Raw genomic sequence first — 23,308 nt, 5'->3', positions numbered from 1 at the left:
CATAGACGATGCCGCTTCTGCCGTGGCATGGACTTTCAAGGAAATAGAAAAATATGGAGGTAATAAACAGAAGATATTTGTTTCAGGACATTCTGCCGGAGGTTATTTGACAAATATGATTGGTATGGATAAAAAATGGTTGAAAGCCTATAATATAGATGCCGATTCTATTGCCGCTTTAATACCTTTTAGTGGACATGCTATTAGTCATTTTGCTTATCGTCAGGCAAAGGGAATGAAAAATACACAACCTGGTATTGATGAATTTGCTCCTTTGTTTTATGTTCGCCCGGATGCTCCTCCTTTGATTATTGTTTCTGGAGATCGTGATATGGAAATGCTTGGCCGTTATGAAGAAAATGCATATTTCTGGCGTATGATGAAGGTTGTCGGACATAAAGAAACTTATCTGTATGAGTTAGGTGGCTATGATCATAGCTCGATGGCATCACCCGCATTTCATATTTTAAAGAACTACATAAAAGATCATTGCCGTTGATAGGATAAAAAAAGAGACCGTTTCTAAATATTCAGAAACGATCTCTTTTTTTTATTATCTATATGGTATGAGTTATTTCACTTCCTCAAAATCCACATCAGTAACGTTGCCGTCTTTGTTGTTGTTATTATTGTTTCCAGCGTTACCACCAGTTTGTTGTCCGAAGTCTGGACCTGGTTGTTGAGCTCCTCCACCTTGAGCATTATACATTTCTTGGCTAGCTGCTTGGAATACAGTGTTCAACTCTGCCATTGCAGCATCTATACCTGCAATATCCTGAGCTTTGTGAGCTTCTTTTAATTTATTTAAAGCTGCTTCGATCGGAGCTTTCTTGTCAGCAGGTAATTTGTCACCCAGATCATTTAATTGTTTTTCGGTCTGGAAGATCATACTGTCGGCCTGATTTAGCTTATCAATACGTTCTTTTTCTTTTTTATCTGCTTCGGCATTAGCTGCAGCTTCGTCTTTCATGCGTTTTACTTCATCATCGCTCAAACCACTGGAAGCTTCGATACGGATACTTTGAGTCTTTCCTGTACCTTTGTCTTTGGCTGATACATTTAATATACCGTTTGCATCAATATCGAATGTTACTTCAATCTGGGGTACGCCACGTTGTGCAGCAGGTATTCCGTCCAAATGGAAACGTCCGATTGATTTGTTATCTTTTGCCAAAGAACGTTCACCTTGCAATATATGGATTTCTACAGAAGGTTGGTTGTCTACGGCTGTTGTAAACGTCTCAGACTTTTTAGTCGGAATTGTTGTGTTAGATTCGATCAGCTTAGTCATTACACCACCCATTGTCTCGATACCGAGAGATAGTGGAGTAACGTCCAACAACAATACGTCTTTTACTTCTCCAGTCAATACACCACCCTGAATTGCAGCACCTACGGCTACAACTTCGTCGGGATTAACGCCTTTAGAAGGAGCTTTTCCGAAGAACTTTTCAACAATAGCCTGTACAGCAGGAATACGAGTAGATCCACCTACCAAAATAACTTCATCTATATCAGAAGTGCTCAAACCTGCGTCTGACAGAGCTTGACGACAAGGAGCAATACAAGCCTGGATTAAACCGTCTGCCAACTGTTCAAACTTAGCACGGGTTAAAGTCTTAACTAAGTGCTTTGGAATACCGTTTACTGGCATGATATACGGTAAATTTATTTCTGTACTTGTTGTGCTTGATAATTCAATTTTAGCTTTTTCTGCTGCTTCTTTCAGACGTTGCAAAGCCATAGGGTCTTTACGCAGATCAACACCTTCTTCACGTTCGAATTCTTCTGCCAACCAGTCGATAATTACGTGGTCAAAGTCATCACCACCCAGATGTGTGTCACCGTTTGTTGATTTTACTTCGAATACGCCATCACCCAGTTCAAGGATAGAGATATCAAATGTACCGCCACCTAAGTCGAATACGGCGATCTTCATATCTTTGCTTGTCTTGTCAAGGCCATAAGCTAGAGATGCAGCTGTTGGTTCGTTTACAATACGACGTACATTCAAACCTGCAATTTCACCTGCCTCTTTTGTAGCCTGACGTTGTGCGTCACTAAAGTATGCTGGAACGGTAATTACGGCATCTGTTACTTCCTGCCCCAGATAATCTTCTGCAGTCTTTTTCATTTTTTGAAGGATCATCGCAGATATTTCCTGCGGAGTATAGAGACGGCCTTCAATATCAACACGCGGGGTGTTATTGTCGCCACGTACCACTTTGTAAGGTACGCGATTAATTTCTTTTTGTACCTGGTCATACGTTTCACCCATGAAACGCTTGATTGAAAATATAGTCTTTTCCGGATTTGTGATAGCCTGACGTTTAGCCGGGTCACCTACCTTACGTTCGCCTCCTTCTACAAATGCAACAATTGAAGGTGTTGTTCTTTTACCTTCGCTGTTTGCAATAACAACCGGTTCGTTACCTTCCAATACGGCAACACAAGAGTTGGTTGTCCCTAAGTCAATACCAATAATTTTTCCCATGACGTAAATATTTTAATTGTTATTATTCTAAGTTTTCCATCGCCTTCCGAAGCGATTCATAGATTATTCTACAAACGCCGTGCCAAAGTTATTTGATGAAAGCATGACTTTTTTCTTTGTCTGTCGTATGACAGATTGACAGAATGGTGTAAGAGTGTTTTCAAAATGTTTTTGTAGGCTACTCGGATGGATTTTCAGTTTCTCTCGGATGAAATTTGTATTTCTACCGGAAGAAATTTTAGATGTATATAGAAGGAATAAAAAAGTTCCGGGAGAAATTCATCGCCCGGAACTTTTGTCAGTAAGATTTTCTTATTTAATCTCTTTTTCTTCTTTCATGTCTAGCTCATTCTTGTCTTCATCATAAAATTTGTATTCAAGAAAAGCTAAACTTTGGTTGGGGATAACCTTCAAGCCTCTGGTATATCTCCATTTCCACTTAGAACTTAAAGGAATTAATCCTTTATTCACATATGCTGCAACGTAAGGATGTACGTGCAGGGTGAATTTCTTCACATGATGCTTATTTACTAAACAGTCAATTTTGCCTTCCAAACTATCTGTGAATAGGATAGAAGGTTTTACAGTTCCTGTCCCGAAACAGGCAGGGCAGGCTTCCGACGTATCTACGTCCATTGCGGGACGTACTCTTTGGCGTGTAATTTGCATCAGGCCAAACTTGCTTAAAGGCAGGATGTTGTGTTTAGCCCGGTCGGTTGCCATTGCTTTAGACATGTGTTCAAATAGCTTTTGCCGATTGGCAGCTTCTGCCATATCGATAAAGTCTACAACAATAATACCGCCCATATCACGCAAACGAAGTTGACGGGCAATTTCGTCGGCTGCGGCAATATTTACGTCGATAGCTGTTTTTTCTTGGGCATCACTGCCTTTTGAGCGGTTACCGCTATTTACATCTATCACGTGCATTGCCTCGGTATGTTCGATAATCAGGTAGGCTCCACTTTTATAGGTCACTGTACGTCCGAACAATGATTTGATCTGTTTTGTTACAGCAAAATTGTCGAAGATAGGAAGTTCTCCGGTATACAGTTGTACAATGTCTTCTCTTCCCGGTGCTATCAGGCTAACATAATCACGTATGTTATGATATACTTCCGAGTTGTTTACATGAATGTTTTGGAAGGAAGGATTGAATATATCTCTTAATAATGCTACCGCGCGTGCCGTCTCTTCATAGATGATAGAGGGAACTTTTGCTTTAGGCACTTTAATGATATTATCTTCCCACCGTTTTACTAATGTCTTTAGCTCATGATCGAGTTCTGCTACACGTTTACCTTCCGAAGAAGTTCTGACAATAACACTAAAGTTTTTTGGTTTAATACTTTGGATTAATTGTCGTAGACGCGCTCTTTCTTCGCTTGATTTGATTTTAGTGGAGACTGAAACCTTATCTGCAAATGGAATCAGGACTATATATCTTCCGGCAAAGGATAGCTCGGAAGTTAGTCTGGGTCCTTTTGTTGAAATCGGTTCTTTAGCAATTTGAACCAACACCTCTTGTCCCACTTTCAGTACGTCACTTATACTTCCTTCTTTTTCTATTTCAGGTAGTATCTGCATTTTAGAAATAGGAGGAGTTTTTTTAGGATCGCTTAACGCCTGTTTGAGGAATTTCTGTTGAGTGTTGAAATTAGGACCTAAGTCCAGGTAGTGAAGAAATGCATCCTTTTTATAACCTACATCAATGAACGCAGCGTTGAGCCCGGGCATTAGTTTTTTTACTTTACCAAGATAAATATCGCCTACAGCGAAAGACACGTTGCGGGCTTCTTTCTGAAGTTCCACAAGATTCTTGTCTTCCAGTACGGCAATAGATACCTCTTTGGGCTGTACATCAACTACTAATTCACTAATCACTATAAAGAGGGATTTTAATATCAGACCTTAAAATACGCAAAGAACAAACTTAAAAGGTCTCTTATTAAGTTTGTTCTTTAGAGTTTGCTAGATAGACTTATTTTTTCTTATGTCTATTCTTTTTCAGTCTCTTTTTGCGCTTGTGCGTAGACATTTTATGTCTTTTTCTTTTTTTTCCGCTAGGCATTGTTCTTTAATTTTAAATTTAACGTATAATTACTTGATTACTTTACTTCATTTAAGAAAGTCTTAGCCGGCTTAAATGACGGGATGTTGTGTTCCGGAATGATGATCGTTGTATTTTTAGAAATATTACGAGCTGTTTTCTGAGCTCTTTTCTTAATAACGAAACTTCCGAAACCTCTCAGGTAAACGTTCTCACCTTGAGCTAAAGAATCCTTTACAATGTCCATGAAAGATTCAACGCTTGCCAATACCGTAGATTTGTCAATGCCGGTACTTTTTGAAATTTCGCTAACAATATCTGCTTTAGTCATGTCTATAAATTAATTAATTGATTTGGACCTATTAATTTTTTGGAATGCAAATATATAGCTTTTTATTTAAGTGTAAAAAGAATTGATGCTCAATTTTTAATAAAAAACATTCCTTACAATCCGTTATATCTATGTATGTTTGCATTAATCAAATAGTTAGGTTTGAACGTTGATGTGAAAACAAGTCGTTATGAGACAGATAGAAAACGATTTAAAAGTAAGTCGTGCTTTGATAGCATGGTATAACGAGTATAAAAGAGATTTGCCTTGGAGGAATACAAATGATCCGTATATTATCTGGATATCGGAGATTATATTGCAACAAACGCGTGTTGTTCAGGGATTGGAATATTTCAGACGGTTTGTTAATCGTTTTCCCGATGTTGAATCTCTGGCAGTTGCAGATGAAGACGAAGTGCTGAAATATTGGCAGGGTTTAGGATATTATAGCAGGGCTCGTAATCTGAGAATGGCAGCTTGTGACATAATGGATCGCTTCAATGGTATATTCCCCGATAAATATGAAGATGTTATATCGTTGAAAGGTATAGGCGAATATACTGCGGCTGCAATTGTTTCATTCGCATGGGATCAACCTTATCCGGTAGTTGATGGAAATGTCTTTCGTGTTTTGTCGCGTTTATACGCTTTGGAAATTCCGATCGATACAACAAAAGGAAAGAAAACCTTTACAGATTTAGCCGGATTATTGATGGACAATTCAAAAGCAGGTCTTCACAATCAGGCAATAATGGAACTTGGAGCGTTACAATGTATTCCTCAAAATCCGGATTGTAATAAATGTCCTCTTGTAGATAAATGTATGGCATTTGCCGAAAATAAAGTAGATTCATATCCGGTTAAACAAAGTAAAACAAAAATCCGGGACCGTTTCTTTCATTATTTCTACATTATATATAAAGGCAAAACCTTGCTTCATCGTCGGGAAGGAAAAGATATATGGACCGGATTATATGAATTTCCTCTGATCGAAACAGGCCATATAATGGATTTTGGAGAGTTGCAGCAAACAGATGCTTTCCAATATCTGTTTAAGGATGCAGGCAAATTGAATATTTCCGTGAAACTGAAAAATGTAAAACATGTATTATCTCATCAAATAATTTATGCTACTTTCTATAAAGTGGAGGTAGAGTCTGAAACTGAGGCTTTGCAACGTTATCTCCATATTTCTTGTGAGGATATAGATAAATATGCCGTGCCACGTCTTGTACATATTTATTTGGAGAAATTCGGCCGAAACTTGTTTGAGTGATTGAATTTATGTTTCTTTGTATAATAATTTAGAAATTAGAACTATGTCGTTGAATAAAGTTATACTTATCGGCAACGTGGGAAAGGATCCCGACGTGCGCTATTTTGATAGTGGAGCCGCTGTTGCAAATTTTCCTTTGGCAACATCTGAAAGAGGTTATACATTGGCTAACGGAACAGTGGTACCGGAGCGCACCGAGTGGCATAATATTGTTGTACGTCGTGATTTGGTCCCTTTTGTAGAAAAATGGGTAAAGAAAGGTTCCGGTGTTTATGTAGAAGGCAAAATCCGCACTAGAAGCTATGATGATCAGACAGGCGTGAAACGTTATGTAACAGAAATACATGCTGACCGTGTAGAATTTTATAACACAGGAACACGTCCGGCGGACGGAACACAACAGAATACGAATGCAGGAGCTCAGCCAATAGCAGGTCAGTCTGCTCAGCCGGCTAATACACCTGTGAATTACCAGCAGCCAACCTCTTCACAGTCGGGGGCTTTTTCTGAAACCAGCGACGCGGATGATCTCCCGTTCTGATATTGTTTAACTAACACTGTTCCCCTTGGACTCAGATTATTATTCGGACTTATTTAGTCATATAACGATACAGGCGCTTACAGCGGGGCCTGTGATAGCTCTCAGTCTGGCTATTTTGTTGCTGTTTATCTCCGGTTTTGTGTCGGCTTCCGAAGTAGCATTCTTTTCTCTTTCGCCGGGTGACATAAGTGACATCCGCGAAGAGAAAACAACTTCCGACCTTGTTATCCAACGCCTTCTTGAGCGATCGGAATATCTTCTGGCGGCTATACTGATAGCAAATAACTTTGTAAATGTAGCTGTTGTCATGCTTTGTACCTATGGTATTAATGCATGGATAAATTTTTCTGCATCTCCTGCCTTGGGGTTTGTCTTGGAAACTGTAATACTGACCTTCTTACTTTTACTTTTTGGTGAGATTATGCCAAAGATTTATGCACAAAAGAACGCTTTGAAATTTGTTCGTTTTGCTGCTCCCGTATTAAGCGGTCTTGAACGTTTCTGTAAACCATTATCCTCTCTATTAGTAACATCTACTACTGTCATTAACAAAGCGTTAGTGAAGAAAAAATATGATTTATCGGTAGACGAACTCACGAAAGCACTCGAGTTAACTTCTACGGAAATACCGGAAGAAAAGGAAATGCTGGCCGAAATTATTAAGTTTTATAATAAAACGGCTGACGAGATTATGACACCTCGTCTGGATATGGAAGATATTGATATTAAGAGTACTTTTCATGATGTTACAGAGTTTATTGTAAAATCCGGTTATTCCCGTATTCCTGTTTATGCGGGGACGGAAGATAATATTAAAGGTATTTTATATATCAAAGACCTGTTGCCTTATTTGGAGAAACCGGATACATTTCGTTGGCAAAGTTTGATTCGTCCGGCTTATTTTGTACCGGAGACGAAAAAGATCGATGATTTGCTGGAAGAGTTTCGTACTAATAAAATACATATGGCGATTGTTGTAGACGAGTTTGGTGGAACGTCTGGTATTGTAACGATGGAAGATATTCTGGAGGAAATTGTGGGCGAAATTTCAGACGAATACGATGAAGATGAACAGCAAGTTATCCGTTTGGCTGATGGTAGCATTATATTTGAGGCCAAGATATTACTGACAGATTTCTTTCGTGCTATTGATGTCGATCCGGGTGAGTTTGGCAAGCTGACAGAAGAGGTTGAAACTCTGGCCGGGCTTCTTCTCGAGATAAAAGGAGATTTTCCGCATCGTCGGGAAATTATAGAATACAACAAATATCGTTTTCAGATACTGGAAGTAGATAATCGCCGTATATTGAAGGTGAAGTTCAATTGCATCCAGAATCACGAAACAAAGGGTGGAGATTAGTTCTTATGAAGTGGTTGGCTATTTGGTGTGTGTTTGTGTGCTCGCTAGCATGTTATTCTTGTACAGAATATACACCGAAGCCGCGTGGCTATTTTCGTATAGAGCCAGGCGTTGCTCATTATCAGAAGTTACCGCTGGACAATCTTCCTTATACGTTTGATGTATCGCAATTATCTATAGTGGAGTTACCGCCGGTCGAAAATGTGTCCGGCCAATGGATCAATATTTCATACCCGTCATTGGGTGCTAAGATATATTGCAGTTATTTACCTATAACTCCAGCTACATTGCATCGGGCGGAGAGTGAATCCCGGGAATTAGTATCTCGCCAGGTGAAAGATATAGCTTCCGTTGTTGAGAAGGCATATAGTAACCCGGATGAACATGTTTATGGCTCTCTTTTCCTGCTGGAAGGCGAATCGGCTTCACCTATACAGTTTATGCTGACCGATAGTGCAGCAAATTTTTTCCGCGGAGCCTTGTACTATGATTGCAAACCTAATGTAGATTCTCTGGCTCCTGTAACCGAATATCTCCGAAAGGATATTATAGAACTTATCCAATCTTTTAGCTGGAAGAAATAATGCCTTTATTACAGAAACAAAATAATCCTTTGCTTGGAGTTTGGCAGATAAGCGAAAGCTCAGACAAGTTGTTGTCTATGCTGCCTGATTTGTCCGGTTCTCTTTCTTTCTTACAGTCCATACGTGCCGAACATCGTAAACAGGAACGGTTAGCCAGCCGTGTACTGTTGAAGGAGTTGTTGGAGAAAGAGGCTGTGATTGATTATTTTCCGAACGGAGCACCGTTTTTGCCGGATATACCTTTACATATCAGTATATCACATACGAAGGGATATGCTGCGGTCTTATTGCAGGAATCTCCTGCTGCAGGTGTCGATATTGAGTATCGCTCGGACCGGGTATGTAAAATACGGAATCGATTTATGAATCAGGAAGAAGAAGAAGCTATTGATTTGAATCATGAGATTGAACATCTTTTGATTTATTGGTGTGCAAAAGAGACATTGTTTAAGATGATAGAGCAGGAAGACGTGGATTTTTGCCGTCATTTACATGTAAAACCTTTCCTGTATGCAGAATCCGGTACTTTTGTTGTTCAGGAAACACGCACACAGGAAAATGCTTTTTTTAAATTAGGTTATTCCGTTACTCCCGGATTTGTTCTAACCTGGAGTTTAGGTTGATTCTTTTTGATGCTTGTCTTGCTGGATTTTGATGCTTACCTTTTTGGCAAAAGTTGCCTACCTTTTCCGAATAGGTTGCTTACCTTTTTCCTTACAGGTTATTTCTGCCAGATTTCCCAAGCGGCAAAAGCTTGTAGCAGGAGCATTTCAAGTCCGTTTTTAACTACTGCCCCTTTTTCTTTCCCTTTCTTCATGAAAAGAGTTTCGTCCGGATTATAAAGTAAATCGTATAATAAATGATCCGGTGTAAGCATGTCATAAGGAATGTCCGGGCATGTATTGATATTTGGAAACATTCCGAGTGGAGTTGTGTTTACGATTACGGTGTATTGCTCCATTGTTTTTGGAGTAATTTCATCGTAGGTGATACAAAACTTTTTCGGAGTGCGTGAGACTAAAGTTGCACCTACACCTAGCTGTTTTAATCCCTGGAATACGGCTTTGGAGGCTCCTCCTGTGCCAAGTATTAGTGCTTTACGGTGTGTCTCTTTTAATAATGGTTCGATAGATTGTTTGAACCCGATAATGTCGGAATTGTAACCCTTTAATTTTGTTTTCCCAAAAAGACCTTTTGAGAATTTAATAACGTTTACCGCACCGATCAAGCGTGCATCTTCATCCAAATCATCCAGATAAGGGATAATTTGTTCTTTGTACGGAATAGTGACATTCAGTCCGTTCAATTCCGGATTTTCCTTTAGGACGTTTTTTATATCTTTGATGTTCGGAATTTCGAAGTTGATATATGTTGCATTTATCTTTTCCGCTTCAAACTTCTGATTGAAGTATGTCTTCGAGAATGAATGTCCCAGAGGATAGCCTAATAATCCATATTTCTGCATAGTCTTTTCAAATATTCGTTACTATTTAGTGCCTGTGTATAATGAACAAATTCCGAAGGTGAAGGTTTGTACATGTGCATCGGTAAAACCTTGACGGCTTAGTAAACCGGTCATCACCTTTCCCTGCGGAACAACTTTTATAGATTCCGGCAGGTAACTGTATGCTGATTTTTCTTTAGAAAAAAATCTACCTACGTTAGGGATAACTACTTTTGAATATAAGCAATAAAGCTGTTTCATCGGGAAATGTTCCGGTGTGGACAATTCCAGAATCATAAGATGACCACCGGGCTTTAGCACACGATACATTTCTGCAATCCCTTGTTCGATATTCTCGAAGTTGCGGACTCCAAAAGCGGCGGTTACAGCATCAAACGAGTTATCCGGATAAGTTAATTTTGTGCAGTCTTGCTGCTCAAATGATATATATTCCGAATAACCGGCTTTTGCTACTTTTTGGCGGCCTACTTCCATCATTCCTTCGGATATATCTGCTCCCGTAATATGCTGGGCTTTCAATGTCTGATACATAGAGATAGCCAGATCGCCGGTTCCTGTGGCAATATCTAATATGGTTTGCGGAGAAAAAGGGCGCAGAAAAGCAATGCCTTTTCTGCGCCATCCTTTATCAATGCCGAGTGATAATGTATGATTCAGTAAGTCGTATTTTCCGGCGATGTTATCAAACATACGCTTTACCTGCGCTCCTTTGTTTTCTTCGTTATTATATGGAAGAATTTGTTCTGAACCGTACTTCGCCATATTATATTTACTTATTTATTCTTCAGATATTCGGTTACGTTCTTTTCGATACGACTGGTTAGATTGTCAGTGTCGACTTTTACGAACTTTTCACCCGTGATATGTTCGAATAATTCTATATAGCGATCGCTGATACCTTCTACAATGGCCGGTGTCATCTCGGGAACCTTTTGTCCTGCTTTGCCCTGGAATCCGTTTTCCATTAACCATTCGCGCACGAATTCTTTGGAAAGCTGTTTTTGCGGTTCACCTTTTTCAAAACGTTCTTTGTAGCCTTCCGAATAGAAGTAACGGGAAGAATCCGGTGTATGAATTTCATCCATCAGATAGATAGTGCCGTTGCTGGTTCCGAATTCGTATTTGGTATCTACAAGGATAAGTCCGCGTTCTGCTGCAATTTCGGTTCCTCGTTTGAATAAAGCCATCGTGTACTTCTCTAGCAAAGCATATTCTTCAGGCGTAGCCAATCCCTGAGCCAAGATTTCTTCTTTAGAGATGTCGGCATCGTGTTCTCCTATTTCAGCTTTTGTTGTCGGTGTGATGATCGGTTCAGGAAAACGTTCGTTTTCACGCATACCTTCCGGCAATTTTACACCACATATTTCGCGTACGCCGCTTTTATAAGTGCGCCAAGCACTACCACAAAGGTAGCCGCGTACGATCATTTCAACAGGAAATCCTTTGCATTGTACACCAACGGTTACCATTGGGTCCGGAGTTGCGAGCTTCCAGTTCGGGCAAATATCGGTTGTAGCGTCAAGAAACTTGGCTGCAATCTGATTCAACATTTGTCCTTTGTAAGGAATACCTTCCGGCAGAACAACATCAAATGCCGAGATGCGGTCGGTTGCAACCATTACCAGAACTTCATTATTAATGTTATATACATCGCGTACTTTACCGTGATATACGCTTTTTTGTCCGGGAAAATTAAAGTCGGTTCTAACTAACGCCTTCTTCATAACCTTTTTAATTTAATTAGTTATTATTGTAGATTCCTTTTTCTTCTCTTTTGATTCTTTGCTTTCTTTCTTGCGCTTGTCGTCAAATTTATCATAAGCTTCAACAATACGTTGTACCAACTTGTGGCGGACAATATCCTTTTTGTTGAATTCTATTTTTCCTATTCCGTTTACACCTTTAAGTATGTTCATGGCCTGGATAAGCCCGGAAGTTGCTGTAGGAGGTAAATCTATTTGAGTAATATCTCCAGTTACAATCATTTTAGCATTCATACCTAAACGGGTCAGAAACATTTTTATCTGATGCGTAGTTGTATTTTGTGCTTCATCCAGAATAATAACGGCATCATTCAGTGTGCGTCCGCGCATAAAAGCAAGAGGCGCAATTTGTATGATGTTGTTTTCCATATATTCTTTCAGTTTGGCTCCGGGTATCATATCTTGCAAAGCATCGTACAAGGGTTGTAAATAAGGATCTAGTTTGTCTTTCATTTCGCCTGGTAGAAATCCGAGCTTTTCTCCGGCTTCAACAGCTGGGCGACTTAATATGATTTTGCGGACTTCCTTGTTTTTTAACGCTTTTACAGCTAGCGCTATAGCTACGAATGTTTTGCCCGAACCGGCCGGCCCTGTGGCAAATACAAGATCGTTTTCTTCGAATGCTTTTACCAGCTTTTGTTGGTTATCTGTCCGGGCAACGATAGCTTTACCGTTCATTCCGTGTATAATGAGGTTTTCTTGCTTGGTTATGACAGGAGCTTTCCCCTTCACAATATCAAGAATTACATCTTCCGTAAGAGAATTGAATTCTTCGCAATACTTTTCGACTTCGCGGATTTTCTTGAGGAAAAGTTCAGACTCATCTTCATCGCCTATTACTTTCATTACATTTCCACGGGCAACAATGCGCAATTTCGGGAACAGAGTTTTAATTAACTGCATATTTGCATTGTTAACTCCATAGAAAATAACCGGGTCTACGCTTTCCAGGATATAAATTCGTTCAATCATTCAGAAACCATCTTTTATGGAACACAAAAGTAGTAATATTATGAATCCGATGGTACTGTGTTACGTTTTTTCTTTATTTTTGTCATTCAAAAATGAAACATGATGAAATATACGATAAATGCTCTACTGTTGCTAATAGCTTTTTCTGTAGTAACAGCCTTCCCTTCCTGTAAAGAAAAACGTGGCGAACTGAAAAAAATATGGTATAACGGAAGCTACAACCGCGATTTTAAAGACTTGAACGATGTTCATTTGGCAGAGGCCCAACGTTTAGGTATTGAACCGGTTTCCTCCAGAGAAGAGGCAGAAAAGGCATCAAAGAAGATGGAAGAAATAGAAACTAATGATTACTATGAAGTAGAAGAGTTAAAACACTCTATTCCTTACCTCATTCCTCAGGCTGCTGATCTGTTGGAGGATATCGGTAAAAACTTTCAGGATTCGTTGTATAATTTGAATGCTCCTAAGTATAAAATATTAGTTACAAGCGTAACCCGTACGGTAGATGATGTGAAGAAATTAAAAAGAAGAAATTTTAATTCTTCGGTTAACTCAGCCCATCAATACGGAACTACTTTCGATGTTTCATGGGCCAGATATACTAAAATTGACGAGAAAGATACTTTGAATATAGATAAAGACCGGTTGAAGATGGTTCTGGCTTCAGTTCTTCGTGATTTACACAGGCAAAACCGTTGTTTTATAAAGCATGAGCGTAAACAGGGATGTTTCCATATTACTGTGCGTGATGCAAATTAAATTTTCGTAAAGAGAACATTTCTTTCCGGTAAGAAGTTTTAATAATAAAAAAGGAATTAAAATGGATTATCGGATAGAGAAAGATACGATGGGAGAAGTGAAAGTTCCTGCTCAAGCTTATTATGGAGCACAGACTCAACGTAGTGTGGAGAACTTTAAGATTGCCCGTGGAACAGACCGCATGCCTGTAGAAATAATCGAAGCATTTGCTTTTCTGAAAAAAGCTGCTGCTTTAACGAATAAGGAAGCCGGTGTTTTATCTACTGAGAAATGCGACCTGATTGTTCAGGTTTGTAATGAAATTCTGGAAGGTAAACTGGATGGTAGTTTTCCTTTGGTCGTTTGGCAGACAGGCAGTGGGACGCAAACGAACATGAATGTAAATGAAGTCATAGCCAATCGTGCACAGGTATTGACCGGTGGAAAACTTACGGATAAAGAAAAAATACTGCTTCCGAATGACGACGTCAATAAGTCTCAATCTTCAAATGATACTTTTCCTACTGCGATGCATATTGCTGCATATAAAATGTTGGCCGAAACGACTTTGCCCGGATTAGAAAAACTTTATCATACGCTGTTACTTAAAAGCCGGGAGTTCATGCCGGTTGTAAAGATCGGGCGTACGCATTTTATGGATGCTACCCCATTGACATTGGGGCAGGAGTTTAGCGGTTATGCAGCCCAGCTCGAATATGGAATCTCAGCTGTGCGAAATTCATTATCACATATATCGGAATTAGCTTTGGGCGGAACTGCTGTCGGTACGGGCATTAATACTCCGAAAGACTATGCTGAAAATGTGGCTAAGAAAATTTCGGAATTAACAGGATTGCCATTTGTTACCGCTCCGAATAAATTTGAAGCGTTAGCTACGCATGATGCATTGGTCGAGGCTCATGGCGCATTAAAAAGCGTTGCCGTCAGCCTGATGAAAATAGCTAATGATATCCGTATGTTGGGTTCAGGCCCGCGTGCCGGAATAGGAGAAATACATCTTCCTGAAAATGAGCCGGGGTCATCTATTATGCCGGGAAAAGTCAATCCGACCCAGTGCGAATCTTTGACGATGATTGCCGCCCAAGTGATGGGGAATGATGTGGCAATTTCCATTGGCGGATCTAACGGACATTTTGAACTGAATGTGTATAAGCCGATGATTGCATATAATTTTTTGCATAGTGCCCGGTTGATAGGAGAAGGCTGTACCAGTTTTAATGATTACTGTGCAGTAGGAATAATACCGGTAACGGCAACGATCCGGAAACATTTGGACGATTCCCTGATGCTTGTTACGGCTTTGAATCCGAAGATCGGCTATTATAAAGCAGCGGAAATTGCACAGAAAGCATATAAAGAAGATAAAACCTTAAAACAGGCTGCCATAGAATCAGGTTATCTTACGGCAGAAGAATTTGATAAATGGGTTGACCCAGCAAAGATGGTAGGCCGCGAATAATTTTATATGGAGACAATTTTATAACCGGCAATAGCCAGCGCTTGTCTGATTTCGTTAATCTGGCGCTGGTCGCGTGTTTCCATTTCCAAACGAAGATAACAACCATTGATGTCGGTTGTGTGACTTACCCGTTCGTGATATACGGAGACTACATTTGCTCCCAGCTCCGCTATAATCTGGGAAACTTGTTGCAACTGTCCCGGTTTGTCCACCAATTCGATTGTCATGCTACATGAACGCCCCGATTTTTGCAAGCCGCGTCCTATTACTCTGGAAAGGATATTCACGTCTATATTACCTCCTGATACCAGACATACAACGTTTTTCCCTTTGATAGAGACTTTGTTGAACATAGCAGCAGCTACTGCAACGGCGCCGGCACCTTCCGCAATTAGTTTCTGCTGTTCGATAAGGGCGAGTATTGCTGTAGATATTTCGTCATCGGTAACGGATACAATTTCGTCGACGTACTTCTGGCATAAATCAAAAGTATGCAATCCCGGTTCTTTCACAGCTATTCCGTCTGCTATAGTACGGACTGTTTCTAATCGTTGTATCCTACCTCGTCCGATAGATTCGGCCATGCTTGGTGCACCGTTTGCCTGTACGCCATACACTTTAACATGTGGCGCCAGTTTTTTGATAGCATATGCAACACCTGAAATAAGTCCGCCTCCGCCGATAGGTACAATTACAGCATCTAGTTCCGGTAATTGTTCCAATAACTCAAGTCCTATTGTTCCTTGGCCGGCTATTACATCTTCGTCATCAAAAGGATGAATAAACGTATAGCCTTCTTCGTCTCTTAATTCCAAAGCCTTTTTATAAGCATCATCATATACGCCTTCAACCAGACAAACCTCGGCACCGTATCGTTTGGTTGCCTCTATTTTAGAAATGGGCGCATTATCAGGCAAACAGATTATTGAACGGATATCTTGCGAACTGGCAGCCAAAGCAACACCTTGGGCATGATTTCCGGCAGAGCAGGCCACAACACCCTTTGCTTTCTCTTTTTCTGTTAGTTGGGATATTTTGAAGCAAGCTCCGCGAACTTTAAAAGAACCGGTTGTTTGCAGGTTTTCCGGTTTCAGGTATATGTTGCATTCCGGATTGATATTTGGTGCTTTTATAAGGTCTGTGCGCCTTATTACTGTTCTTAATGCAAATGATGCCTGATATATTTTGTCGAGTGTGAGCATGTTGCTGTTGTTAAAACGATGTGCAAAAGTATAAAACTTATGTGTATTATATCAGTCTTACCATAACATATTTCTTATTACCTTTGTTATATATACAATAAAAGAAAAGAATCATGGAAGTAACAAACTTGACAAAAGATGATTTCATAGCCAGAGTCGGGAACTTTGAAGCGGACCCGAAAGATTGGGAATATATTGGTGATAAACCGTGTTTGGTAGATTTTCATGCCCCATGGTGCGGCTATTGTAAACGTCTGAATCCATTGTTGGATGAGATGGCACAGGAGTTTGACGGTAAGATTTATATTTATAAAGTAGATGTAGATCAGGAAGCAGAGCTGGAAGCTGCTTTTAATATCAGAACCATACCGACTCTTTTGCTCTGTCCTATAGGTAAACCTAAGGAACAGCTCTTGGGTGTTATGGGTAAACAGGAATTAAAGAAACTGATAGAGGATAAATTATTATAACATCGGGATCATTTTTACAAATCATCCTGATGTTTTAAGAAAATGATCCCGATGAAGTAAAGTGGAGATTATTGTGATTTATTGTTTTAATGATCGGAGGCGGTTTTCTTGTATAAGAAAGCCGCCATCTTTTGTTTAAGCACTTTTTTAAAAGAGTTGTATCAGCAATAACCCTAGTGCTACCGATACGCCGGTGGCGATTAACCCCGGCATCATGAATGAATGGTTCAGGATATACTTGCCTATATGCGTTGTGCCGGTACGGTCAAAGTTGATGGCGGCAACAACAGTTGGGTAGTTCGGGATAAAGAAGTAACCATTAACTGCCGGAAAAAGAGCTATCAGCATATAAGGAGAAATGCCGAGGGCAATCCCTAACGGCAGCAAAGCCCGAACGGTGGCAGCCTGGCTGAATAATAAGATTGACATCAGGAATAGTGCCAGTCCGAATAACCACGGCATAGCAGTTACCGTACTTTCGATAGAAGCTTTCAATTCGGTCATATTACCTGCAATGAAAGTATCACCCATCCAGGCAATACCGAAGATTGCTACTACTGCCTGCATACCGGCGGAGAAGACAGAACCTTGTACTGCTTTTATTCCGTCCGTTCTGGTAACTAATAAAATCAAAGCTGCAGCCGATAGCATTAATATCTCTATGATATAAGCCATGGAAAGCGGTCTGGCGATTCCATCGGTTGTGAATACTGGGCGGAGACTTTCTATAGAACCAAACAGAATGATTCCTATTGTTGCCAGGATGAATAAAACAACGGATATAATAGCGGAACGCTGATTTTTTACGTCTGTCAATTCGTAATGTTTAGTATTGAATTCGCCGTCGGCTAAACGTTTCTGATACTCAGGATCGTTTACTAACTCTTTGCCTACTCGAAGCGAATAAAAAGCTCCGGCAAAAACACCGGCCAGCGTACAAGGAACCGAAATCATCAGTATATTAAATAAGGAAATATTAAAACCTTGTGCTGTGAGCATGCTAAGTAATGCTACGGTAGCTGCCGAGATAGGACTGGCAGTAATGGCTTGCTGGGAAGCAATTACCGCTATGCCTAACGGGCGCTCCGGCCGGATTTTTGTTTCTGTTGCAACCTCTGCAATCACGGGTAGTACCGAATAAGCCACGTGCCCCGTTCCTGCAATGAAAGTAAATACATACGTAACGATAGGGCTGAGGATTGTGATCTGTTGCGGATTTTTACGAAGTAGCTTCTCCGCCCACTTAACCATCAGATCAAGTCCTCCGGCTGCTTGCATACAACTGGCGGCAGCAATAACGGCAACAATCATCAGCATTACATCAATTGGCGGTGAAGTTGGTTCCAGTCCGAAACCAAAGGTCAGAATAGCAAGGCCTACGCCTCCTAATACGCCTAATCCTATACCACCGAGACGGGCACCTATTATAATTGCAATTAAGACGAAGGCAAGTTGTATCAGCATGTTCTTTAAAATGAAGATTTAGTTTGTATTGCGTGCAAATTTAATTATTTTTGTTGCGCTATGAACTACATAAACACAAAAATGAGAATGAAAAAGATCTGTTTAGTCTTATTGGGGCTATGCGGTATGTTGACAAATCTGCCGGCACAAGTGCGTAATGAGTTTCTTTTGGAAAAGAACTGGAAATTTACGCGAGAAGACAATCCCGAATTTGTTAATCCATCCTTCAACGATTCTAAGTGGCAGTCTGTCACCGTACCCCACGACTGGGCTATTTACGGCCCTTTTAGTGCGCAGAACGATAAGCAGGATGTTGCTATTGCCCAAGACGGACAAAAGGAGGCTATGGAACATGCCGGACGCACTGGTGGTTTGCCCTTTGTTGGCGTAGGGTGGTATCGTACGCAGTTTGACGTACCACAGTTTGCTCCCGGAAAGCGGGCTTTTATCCTTTTCGACGGAGCGATGAGCCACGCTAATGTATATGTTAATGGTGAAAAGGTCGGTTACTGGCCATATGGTTATAATTCTTTCCATTTTGATATAACCAAGTATCTGAAACCGGGCGAAAAGAATACCTTGGCTGTCCGTTTGGAAAATTTACCGGAATCTTCCCGTTGGTATCCGGGTGCCGGATTGTACAGAAATGTGCATGTGATTGTAACAGAAGATGCTCATATCCCGGTGTGGGGTACGTATGTAACTACTCCTGAGGTAAATAAACAGTTTGCCAAGATCAATGTGCAAACAAAGGTAGAATTACCGGAAGGCGCTGATCTTTCAAAGTACAGCTTGGTAACAAGTATATGGAATCCAAATAAACAGAAGTTGACCGAGACAACCGCTTCACTGTCGCAACTGCCATATAATAATGGTTCCGTTAATCAGGAATTCATAGTCCGGACGCCTACTCTTTGGTCTCCCGATATGCCTGCTTTGTATGTTGCCGAAACCCGTTTGTATGAAAGTACTGCATTAAAAGATATTTATTCAACGCCTTTCGGAATCCGTTCCATTGAGATTATTCCTGAAAAAGGCTTCTTCCTGAATGGGGAGAAAACAGTATTCAAAGGTGTTTGTAATCATCATGACCTCGGGCCTTTGGGGGCAGCTGTGAACGATGCGGCTGTCCGCCGTCAGATACGTATCCTGAAAGATATGGGTTGCAATGCCATCCGTACTTCACATAATATGCCTGCACCGGAATTGGTAAAGGCTTGTGATGAAATGGGCATGATGTTGATGGCCGAGAGCTTTGACGAATGGAATGTAGCCAAATGTAAGAACGGTTATAACCTTCTCTTTGACGAATGGGTGGAGAAAGATTTGGTGAATCTGATCCATAACTTCCGTAATAATCCGAGTGTCGTTATGTGGTGTATCGGTAATGAAGTGCCTAATCAGTGGAATGAAGGAGATTGCAAGATAGCCAAACGTTTGCAGGATATTTGTCATCGTGAAGATCCGACTCGTCCTGTAACTCAGGGAATGGATGCTCCGGATGCGGTAGTAAACAATAATTTTGCCGCCGTTATGGATGTGGCTGGATTTAACTATCGTCCGCAGTTTTATAAAGTGAATTATAAGAAACTTCCGCAAGGCATTATACTTGGCAGTGAAACGGCTTCCACAGTAAGTTCACGTGGCGTTTATAAGTTTCCGGTAGAGCGTAAGGCGATGGCTGTGTATGATGACAACCAAAGTTCTTCGTATGATGTAGAGCATTGCAGTTGGTCTAATTTGCCGGAAGACGACTTTATCCAGCATGAAGATTTACCTTATTGCATAGGCGAGTTTGTATGGACTGGTTTCGATTACCTGGGAGAACCGACCCCTTATTATACCAACTGGCCAAGCCATAGTTCGTTGTTTGGTATCATTGATCTGGCCGGTATTCCGAAGGATCGTTATTATCTGTATCGCAGCCATTGGAATAAAGCAGAGCGTACATTGCATATTTTGCCTCATTGGACCTGGCCGGGACGCGAAGGAGAAACTACTCCGGTGTTTGTTTATACCAACTATCCGTCTGCAGAACTCTTTATCAACGGAAAAAGCCAGGGCAAGCGTACGAAAGATTTGTCAATAGGTATCGACAGCAGTTATACTGATGCTGCAAAGGCGGCTTTTGAACGTCAGAAGCGTTACCGCCTGATGTGGATGGATACCAAATATGAACCGGGAACGCTAAAGGTGGTTGCTTACGATAAAGATGGTAATGCTGTTGCCGAAGAGGAAGTGCATACTGCAGGTAAACCTCACCATATTGAACTTACGGCCGACCGCAAACAACTTACGGCCGATGGTAAAGACCTTTCATTCATAAATGTGAGGGTAGTGGATAAAGACGGCAATTTGTGCCCGAATGATACACGCCAGATTAAATTTGAAGTGCGCGGTGCCGGTTCTTACCATGCGGCAGCTAATGGCAATAGTGCCAGCCTGGAATCGTTTCAGGCTCCCCATATGAAATTGTTTAGCGGGCAATTAACTGCTATTGTCCAGACCTCGGAACAACCGGGTATTATCTTCTTTGAAGCTTCGGCACCCGGCGTAAAAGGGGCCAAGATCGAATTGATTAGTAAATAGTTTGCAATTACATAAAGCAGGATGCCTACCGGAAGTAATTCCGGTAGGCATCTGTTGTAATTTACATAAGCATGTAATTAAGTTTATATAGGCACCTGAATTAAAAAAGTTGCGCAGCTTCAAACAGGAAGCCTTGTAGGTTTGGGTCGGCAACTGCGCAGCTTTTTTCAGGCGGTTGTATTACCAGATAGTTTAAGACTTGACAATATTGCCAAATACATCAAAAGTAACGAAGGTATTCTGCCCTCCATGTACGACTTCGAAGAGTTGGAATGAACCGTCGATATTGATTAATGTAAAGATTGCTTTCACTTCATCGTTAGCATACACCGATTTCTCAAATGCTTCTGCAATAATGGACGGAACTTCGGATGGAGTAATTTGCCACATTGTATTCTGCCATCTGTAATCTTTATTCACCTGGGCAATTTTGTAGACTCTGTTATCCAGCATATTCAGCTCATAGCCCTCAGAATTCGGTTGGATATCCAGAAGCTCGGCTCCGGCGAATGTAAGATTCATCAACTCAGTTACGGCATCCGGTATTACGATAGGTGCATCGCTGTTATTTGAAGCATCGTCAACGGTTTTAATCAGGTTACCGTATTGGGAATAATACAAGTCGGTTTCTATGCTTCCTTTTTCCACTTCAATTTTGTAAACAGCTCCCATACCGGTTCGATTGATAAGATCAGTCTCGTCTACTTTCCAATCAGAGTATGCACCAGCCTTTAAAGCTGCAGTTACGGAGGTCGGAAGCTGATTGTACAAAATATCGATTTTCTCCATCATCCATTTACCTTGATCGGTAAACCAGGCAGAGGTAGAAACCGTACCGTTCATAAAATCGGCTACATAATAATTTCCTTCTATTTCAAATGTAATATCTTTAGCATTCGGGTATTTTAGATTGAATGCTTTGGCTACGTCTTCTACCGGAATAATACCTTCATGATTGTCGTCGTTATCTTTACTGCAACTGGCGAAGAATAGGGTTAATCCTGCAAAGACGGATAAAAGAGCAAATTTTGTGTTCATATATCTGATAGTTTTAGCGATTAATGAAAAGCGGAGTGTAAACGTTCCGTTTAGTTTCTTTCCTAAACAAGTGTACGATGCGAAAAGTTTTGCACAAAAGCGAACACACTGTTCGATATTGAACACTTAGTAGTTTTACTGGTATCACACTATCAGCTGATTACGCTTTTGGCACAAAGTTTGCCTTTGTGACGGCAGAGAATAAAAACAATACTAAATATGGACAGGGAGATTTCAAAAGAAGTACAAAAGAAGGAACAACGTAAGCAGCTTATCAAGGTTGGCGGGATTGTGCTGATTGTTTGCGTGGCTGTTGGGAGTGTCATTGCTTATATGCAGACTAGCCTGAACCGGAAAGATATAAATTTATCCAAAGTGGATAAAGGTATGATTGAAGTCTCGGTAAGTGCTTCCGGCAAGGTGGTTCCCGCTTTTGAGGAAATAATAAACTCGCCGATCAATTCCCGTATTGTAGAGATATATAAAAAGGGGGGAGATTCTGTAGATGTAGGTACGCCTATCCTTAAGTTGGATTTGCAGAGTGCGGAGACCGACTATAATAAATTGCTGGATGAAGAGCAGATGAAACGTCTTCAACTGGAACAACTCAAAGTTACTAATCGCAATAAACTCTCCGAAATGGATATGAAGCTTAAAGTGTCGCGTATGACGTTAAACCGCAAAGAAGTGGAGCTTCGTAACGAGCGTTATCTTGACAGCCTGGGAGCCGGTACGACCGATAAAGTTCGCCAGGCAGAACTCGACTATAACGTCAGCCAGCTTCAGTTGAAAGAAGACGAACAGAAATACGAGAACGAGAAAGCACTTGCCGAAGCCGACCTGAAAGTAAAAGAACTGGAACTTAATATATTCCGTAAAGGCCTGGCCGAAACGAAGCGGACTTTGGAAGATGCCCGAATCCGTTCGCCCCGCAAAGCGATCCTGACTTATGTAAACAACGAAGTCGGCGCACAAGTGGGGCAAGGTACAAAAGTGGCGATTGTCTCCGATCTGTCTCATTTCAAGATAGAGGGCGAGATAGCCGATACCTATGGCGACCGCATTGCGGCCGGAAGCAAAGCCGTTGTCAAGATCGGGAATGAAAAGCTGGAAGGCACCGTAAGCGATGTCACTCCTTTGTCGAAGAATGGCGTTATCTCCTTCACCGTGCAGTTGCAGCAAGATAATCATAAACGCCTGCGTTCAGGTTTAAAGACCGACGTATATGTGATGAATGCCGTAAAGGAAGATGTGATGCGCATTGCCAATGCTTCGTATTATGTTGGTAAGGGCGAATATGAGCTTTTCGTTGTACATGGAGACCGGTTGTTGAAGCGTAAAGTACAATTGGGCGACAGTAACTTTGAATATGTAGAAGTGATAAGTGGTTTGCAGGAAGGAGATGAAGTAGTTGTCTCCGATATGGCATCATATAAAGACAAGAACAAACTGAAATTAAAGTAGTCGAATAAACAAAGAAGAAATAAACGA

21 protein-coding genes (1 of these 21 only partly in view) are annotated in these 23,308 nt (G+C 40.8%); 11 read left to right on the top strand and 10 right to left on the bottom strand.

The window, feature by feature from the left end; all coding sequences use genetic code 11:
* Positions 1 to 499, top strand: partial view of an alpha/beta hydrolase gene (locus tag CTY47_RS02775; protein ID WP_099463314.1) — the 3' portion only. The gene continues 308 nt to the left of window position 1, outside the view; only the last 499 of its 807 coding nucleotides appear in the window; the start codon falls outside the window, past its left edge; it ends in the stop codon at positions 497 to 499.
* A 72-nt stretch (positions 500 to 571) separates the two neighbouring features.
* On the opposite strand, the gene dnaK is transcribed toward CTY47_RS02775, so the two are convergent.
* The 3 genes from dnaK to CTY47_RS02760 all read right to left on the bottom strand — a co-directional run bounded on the left by dnaK (position 572) and on the right by CTY47_RS02760 (position 4,875).
* Entirely contained in the window at positions 572 to 2,494 is a 1,923-nt protein-coding gene (gene dnaK, locus CTY47_RS02770) for a molecular chaperone DnaK (protein ID WP_099463313.1), read from the bottom strand.
* A gap of 312 nt (positions 2,495 to 2,806) precedes the next feature.
* Positions 2,807 to 4,378: an Rne/Rng family ribonuclease gene (locus CTY47_RS02765; protein ID WP_099463312.1), complete on the bottom strand. Its 1,572-nt coding sequence runs from the start codon at positions 4,376 to 4,378 to the stop codon at positions 2,807 to 2,809.
* A gap of 224 nt (positions 4,379 to 4,602) precedes the next feature.
* On the bottom strand, positions 4,603 to 4,875 hold the full coding sequence (locus CTY47_RS02760) for an HU family DNA-binding protein (RefSeq protein ID WP_099463311.1): 273 nt from the start codon (positions 4,873 to 4,875) through the stop codon (positions 4,603 to 4,605).
* Positions 4,876 to 5,065: 190 nt separating this feature from the next.
* Between CTY47_RS02760 and mutY the strand changes: the two genes are divergently transcribed.
* The 5 genes from mutY to CTY47_RS02735 are packed head-to-tail and all read left to right on the top strand — an operon-like array spanning position 5,066 to position 9,259.
* Complete coding sequence (gene mutY, locus CTY47_RS02755; protein WP_099463310.1) at positions 5,066 to 6,151, top strand: A/G-specific adenine glycosylase; 1,086 nt, start codon at positions 5,066 to 5,068, stop codon at positions 6,149 to 6,151.
* Positions 6,152 to 6,194: 43 nt separating this feature from the next.
* Positions 6,195 to 6,692 carry a single-stranded DNA-binding protein gene (gene ssb, locus CTY47_RS02750; RefSeq protein WP_099463309.1) on the top strand — a complete coding sequence of 166 codons (498 nt, stop codon included), beginning with the start codon at positions 6,195 to 6,197 and terminating at the stop codon, positions 6,690 to 6,692.
* A 25-nt stretch (positions 6,693 to 6,717) separates the two neighbouring features.
* Entirely contained in the window at positions 6,718 to 8,052 is a 1,335-nt protein-coding gene (gene gldE / locus CTY47_RS02745) for a gliding motility-associated protein GldE (RefSeq protein WP_099463308.1), read from the top strand.
* Positions 8,053 to 8,057: 5 nt separating this feature from the next.
* The gene (gene gldD, locus CTY47_RS02740; RefSeq protein ID WP_099463307.1) at positions 8,058 to 8,636 is read left to right on the top strand and encodes a gliding motility lipoprotein GldD; all 579 of its coding nucleotides are present in this window, start codon (positions 8,058 to 8,060) and stop codon (positions 8,634 to 8,636) included.
* Positions 8,636 to 9,259, top strand: coding sequence for a 4'-phosphopantetheinyl transferase family protein (locus tag CTY47_RS02735; RefSeq protein ID WP_099463306.1), 624 nt, complete (start codon positions 8,636 to 8,638; stop codon positions 9,257 to 9,259). The genes gldD and CTY47_RS02735 overlap by 1 nt, the downstream gene beginning before the upstream one ends.
* A gap of 98 nt (positions 9,260 to 9,357) precedes the next feature.
* On the opposite strand, the gene CTY47_RS02730 is transcribed toward CTY47_RS02735, so the two are convergent.
* Genes CTY47_RS02730 through CTY47_RS02715 form a run of 4 tightly spaced genes read right to left on the bottom strand, consistent with a single transcriptional unit; the run spans position 9,358 to position 12,836 of the window.
* Positions 9,358 to 10,101, bottom strand: a complete 744-nt coding sequence (locus tag CTY47_RS02730) for a shikimate dehydrogenase family protein (protein ID WP_099463305.1) — start codon at positions 10,099 to 10,101, stop codon at positions 9,358 to 9,360.
* 21 nt (positions 10,102 to 10,122) lie between these two features.
* Positions 10,123 to 10,863 carry a bifunctional demethylmenaquinone methyltransferase/2-methoxy-6-polyprenyl-1,4-benzoquinol methylase UbiE gene (ubiE, locus tag CTY47_RS02725; RefSeq protein ID WP_099463304.1) on the bottom strand — a complete coding sequence of 247 codons (741 nt, stop codon included), beginning with the start codon at positions 10,861 to 10,863 and terminating at the stop codon, positions 10,123 to 10,125.
* 11 nt (positions 10,864 to 10,874) lie between these two features.
* The gene (locus CTY47_RS02720) at positions 10,875 to 11,825 is read right to left on the bottom strand and encodes a phosphoribosylaminoimidazolesuccinocarboxamide synthase (protein ID WP_099463303.1); all 951 of its coding nucleotides are present in this window, start codon (positions 11,823 to 11,825) and stop codon (positions 10,875 to 10,877) included.
* A gap of 12 nt (positions 11,826 to 11,837) precedes the next feature.
* Positions 11,838 to 12,836: a PhoH family protein gene (locus CTY47_RS02715; protein ID WP_099463302.1), complete on the bottom strand. Its 999-nt coding sequence runs from the start codon at positions 12,834 to 12,836 to the stop codon at positions 11,838 to 11,840.
* A 99-nt stretch (positions 12,837 to 12,935) separates the two neighbouring features.
* Here CTY47_RS02715 and CTY47_RS02710 point away from each other — a divergent pair, with 99 nt between their 5' ends.
* Together CTY47_RS02710 and fumC are read left to right on the top strand one after the other, a co-directional pair.
* A complete protein-coding gene (locus CTY47_RS02710) occupies positions 12,936 to 13,595 on the top strand; it encodes a DUF5715 family protein (protein ID WP_099463301.1) in 660 nt (219 codons plus the stop codon).
* A gap of 61 nt (positions 13,596 to 13,656) precedes the next feature.
* A complete protein-coding gene (fumC, locus tag CTY47_RS02705) occupies positions 13,657 to 15,054 on the top strand; it encodes a class II fumarate hydratase (RefSeq protein WP_099463300.1) in 1,398 nt (465 codons plus the stop codon).
* A gap of 2 nt (positions 15,055 to 15,056) precedes the next feature.
* Here fumC and ilvA read toward each other — a convergent pair whose 3' ends face one another.
* Positions 15,057 to 16,256, bottom strand: coding sequence for a threonine ammonia-lyase (gene ilvA, locus CTY47_RS02700; protein WP_099463299.1), 1,200 nt, complete (start codon positions 16,254 to 16,256; stop codon positions 15,057 to 15,059).
* A gap of 113 nt (positions 16,257 to 16,369) precedes the next feature.
* Between ilvA and CTY47_RS02695 the strand changes: the two genes are divergently transcribed.
* Complete coding sequence (locus tag CTY47_RS02695; protein ID WP_099463298.1) at positions 16,370 to 16,726, top strand: thioredoxin family protein; 357 nt, start codon at positions 16,370 to 16,372, stop codon at positions 16,724 to 16,726.
* A 147-nt stretch (positions 16,727 to 16,873) separates the two neighbouring features.
* Here the strand turns inward: CTY47_RS02695 and CTY47_RS02690 are convergent, their stop codons facing one another.
* Positions 16,874 to 18,190 (bottom strand): anaerobic C4-dicarboxylate transporter family protein, encoded by a 1,317-nt coding sequence (locus CTY47_RS02690; protein ID WP_099463297.1) that lies wholly within the window; start codon positions 18,188 to 18,190, stop codon positions 16,874 to 16,876.
* Between the two features lie 81 nt (positions 18,191 to 18,271).
* Here CTY47_RS02690 and galB point away from each other — a divergent pair, with 81 nt between their 5' ends.
* On the top strand, positions 18,272 to 20,779 hold the full coding sequence (gene galB / locus CTY47_RS02685) for a beta-galactosidase GalB (protein WP_394340680.1): 2,508 nt from the start codon (positions 18,272 to 18,274) through the stop codon (positions 20,777 to 20,779).
* A 192-nt stretch (positions 20,780 to 20,971) separates the two neighbouring features.
* On the opposite strand, the gene CTY47_RS02680 is transcribed toward galB, so the two are convergent.
* Entirely contained in the window at positions 20,972 to 21,817 is an 846-nt protein-coding gene (locus CTY47_RS02680; protein ID WP_099463295.1) for a PepSY-like domain-containing protein, read from the bottom strand.
* 219 nt (positions 21,818 to 22,036) lie between these two features.
* Here CTY47_RS02680 and CTY47_RS02675 point away from each other — a divergent pair, with 219 nt between their 5' ends.
* Entirely contained in the window at positions 22,037 to 23,281 is a 1,245-nt protein-coding gene (locus CTY47_RS02675) for an efflux RND transporter periplasmic adaptor subunit (protein WP_099463294.1), read from the top strand.
* Positions 23,282 to 23,308 lie beyond the last annotated feature (27 nt).

The organism is Parabacteroides provencensis, from assembly GCF_900232875.1.
GTDB lineage: Bacteria > Bacteroidota > Bacteroidia > Bacteroidales > Tannerellaceae > Parabacteroides > Parabacteroides chinchillae.
Note: the sequence above shows the minus strand (reverse complement) of the source record. Positions and strands in the feature narration are given on the sequence as shown.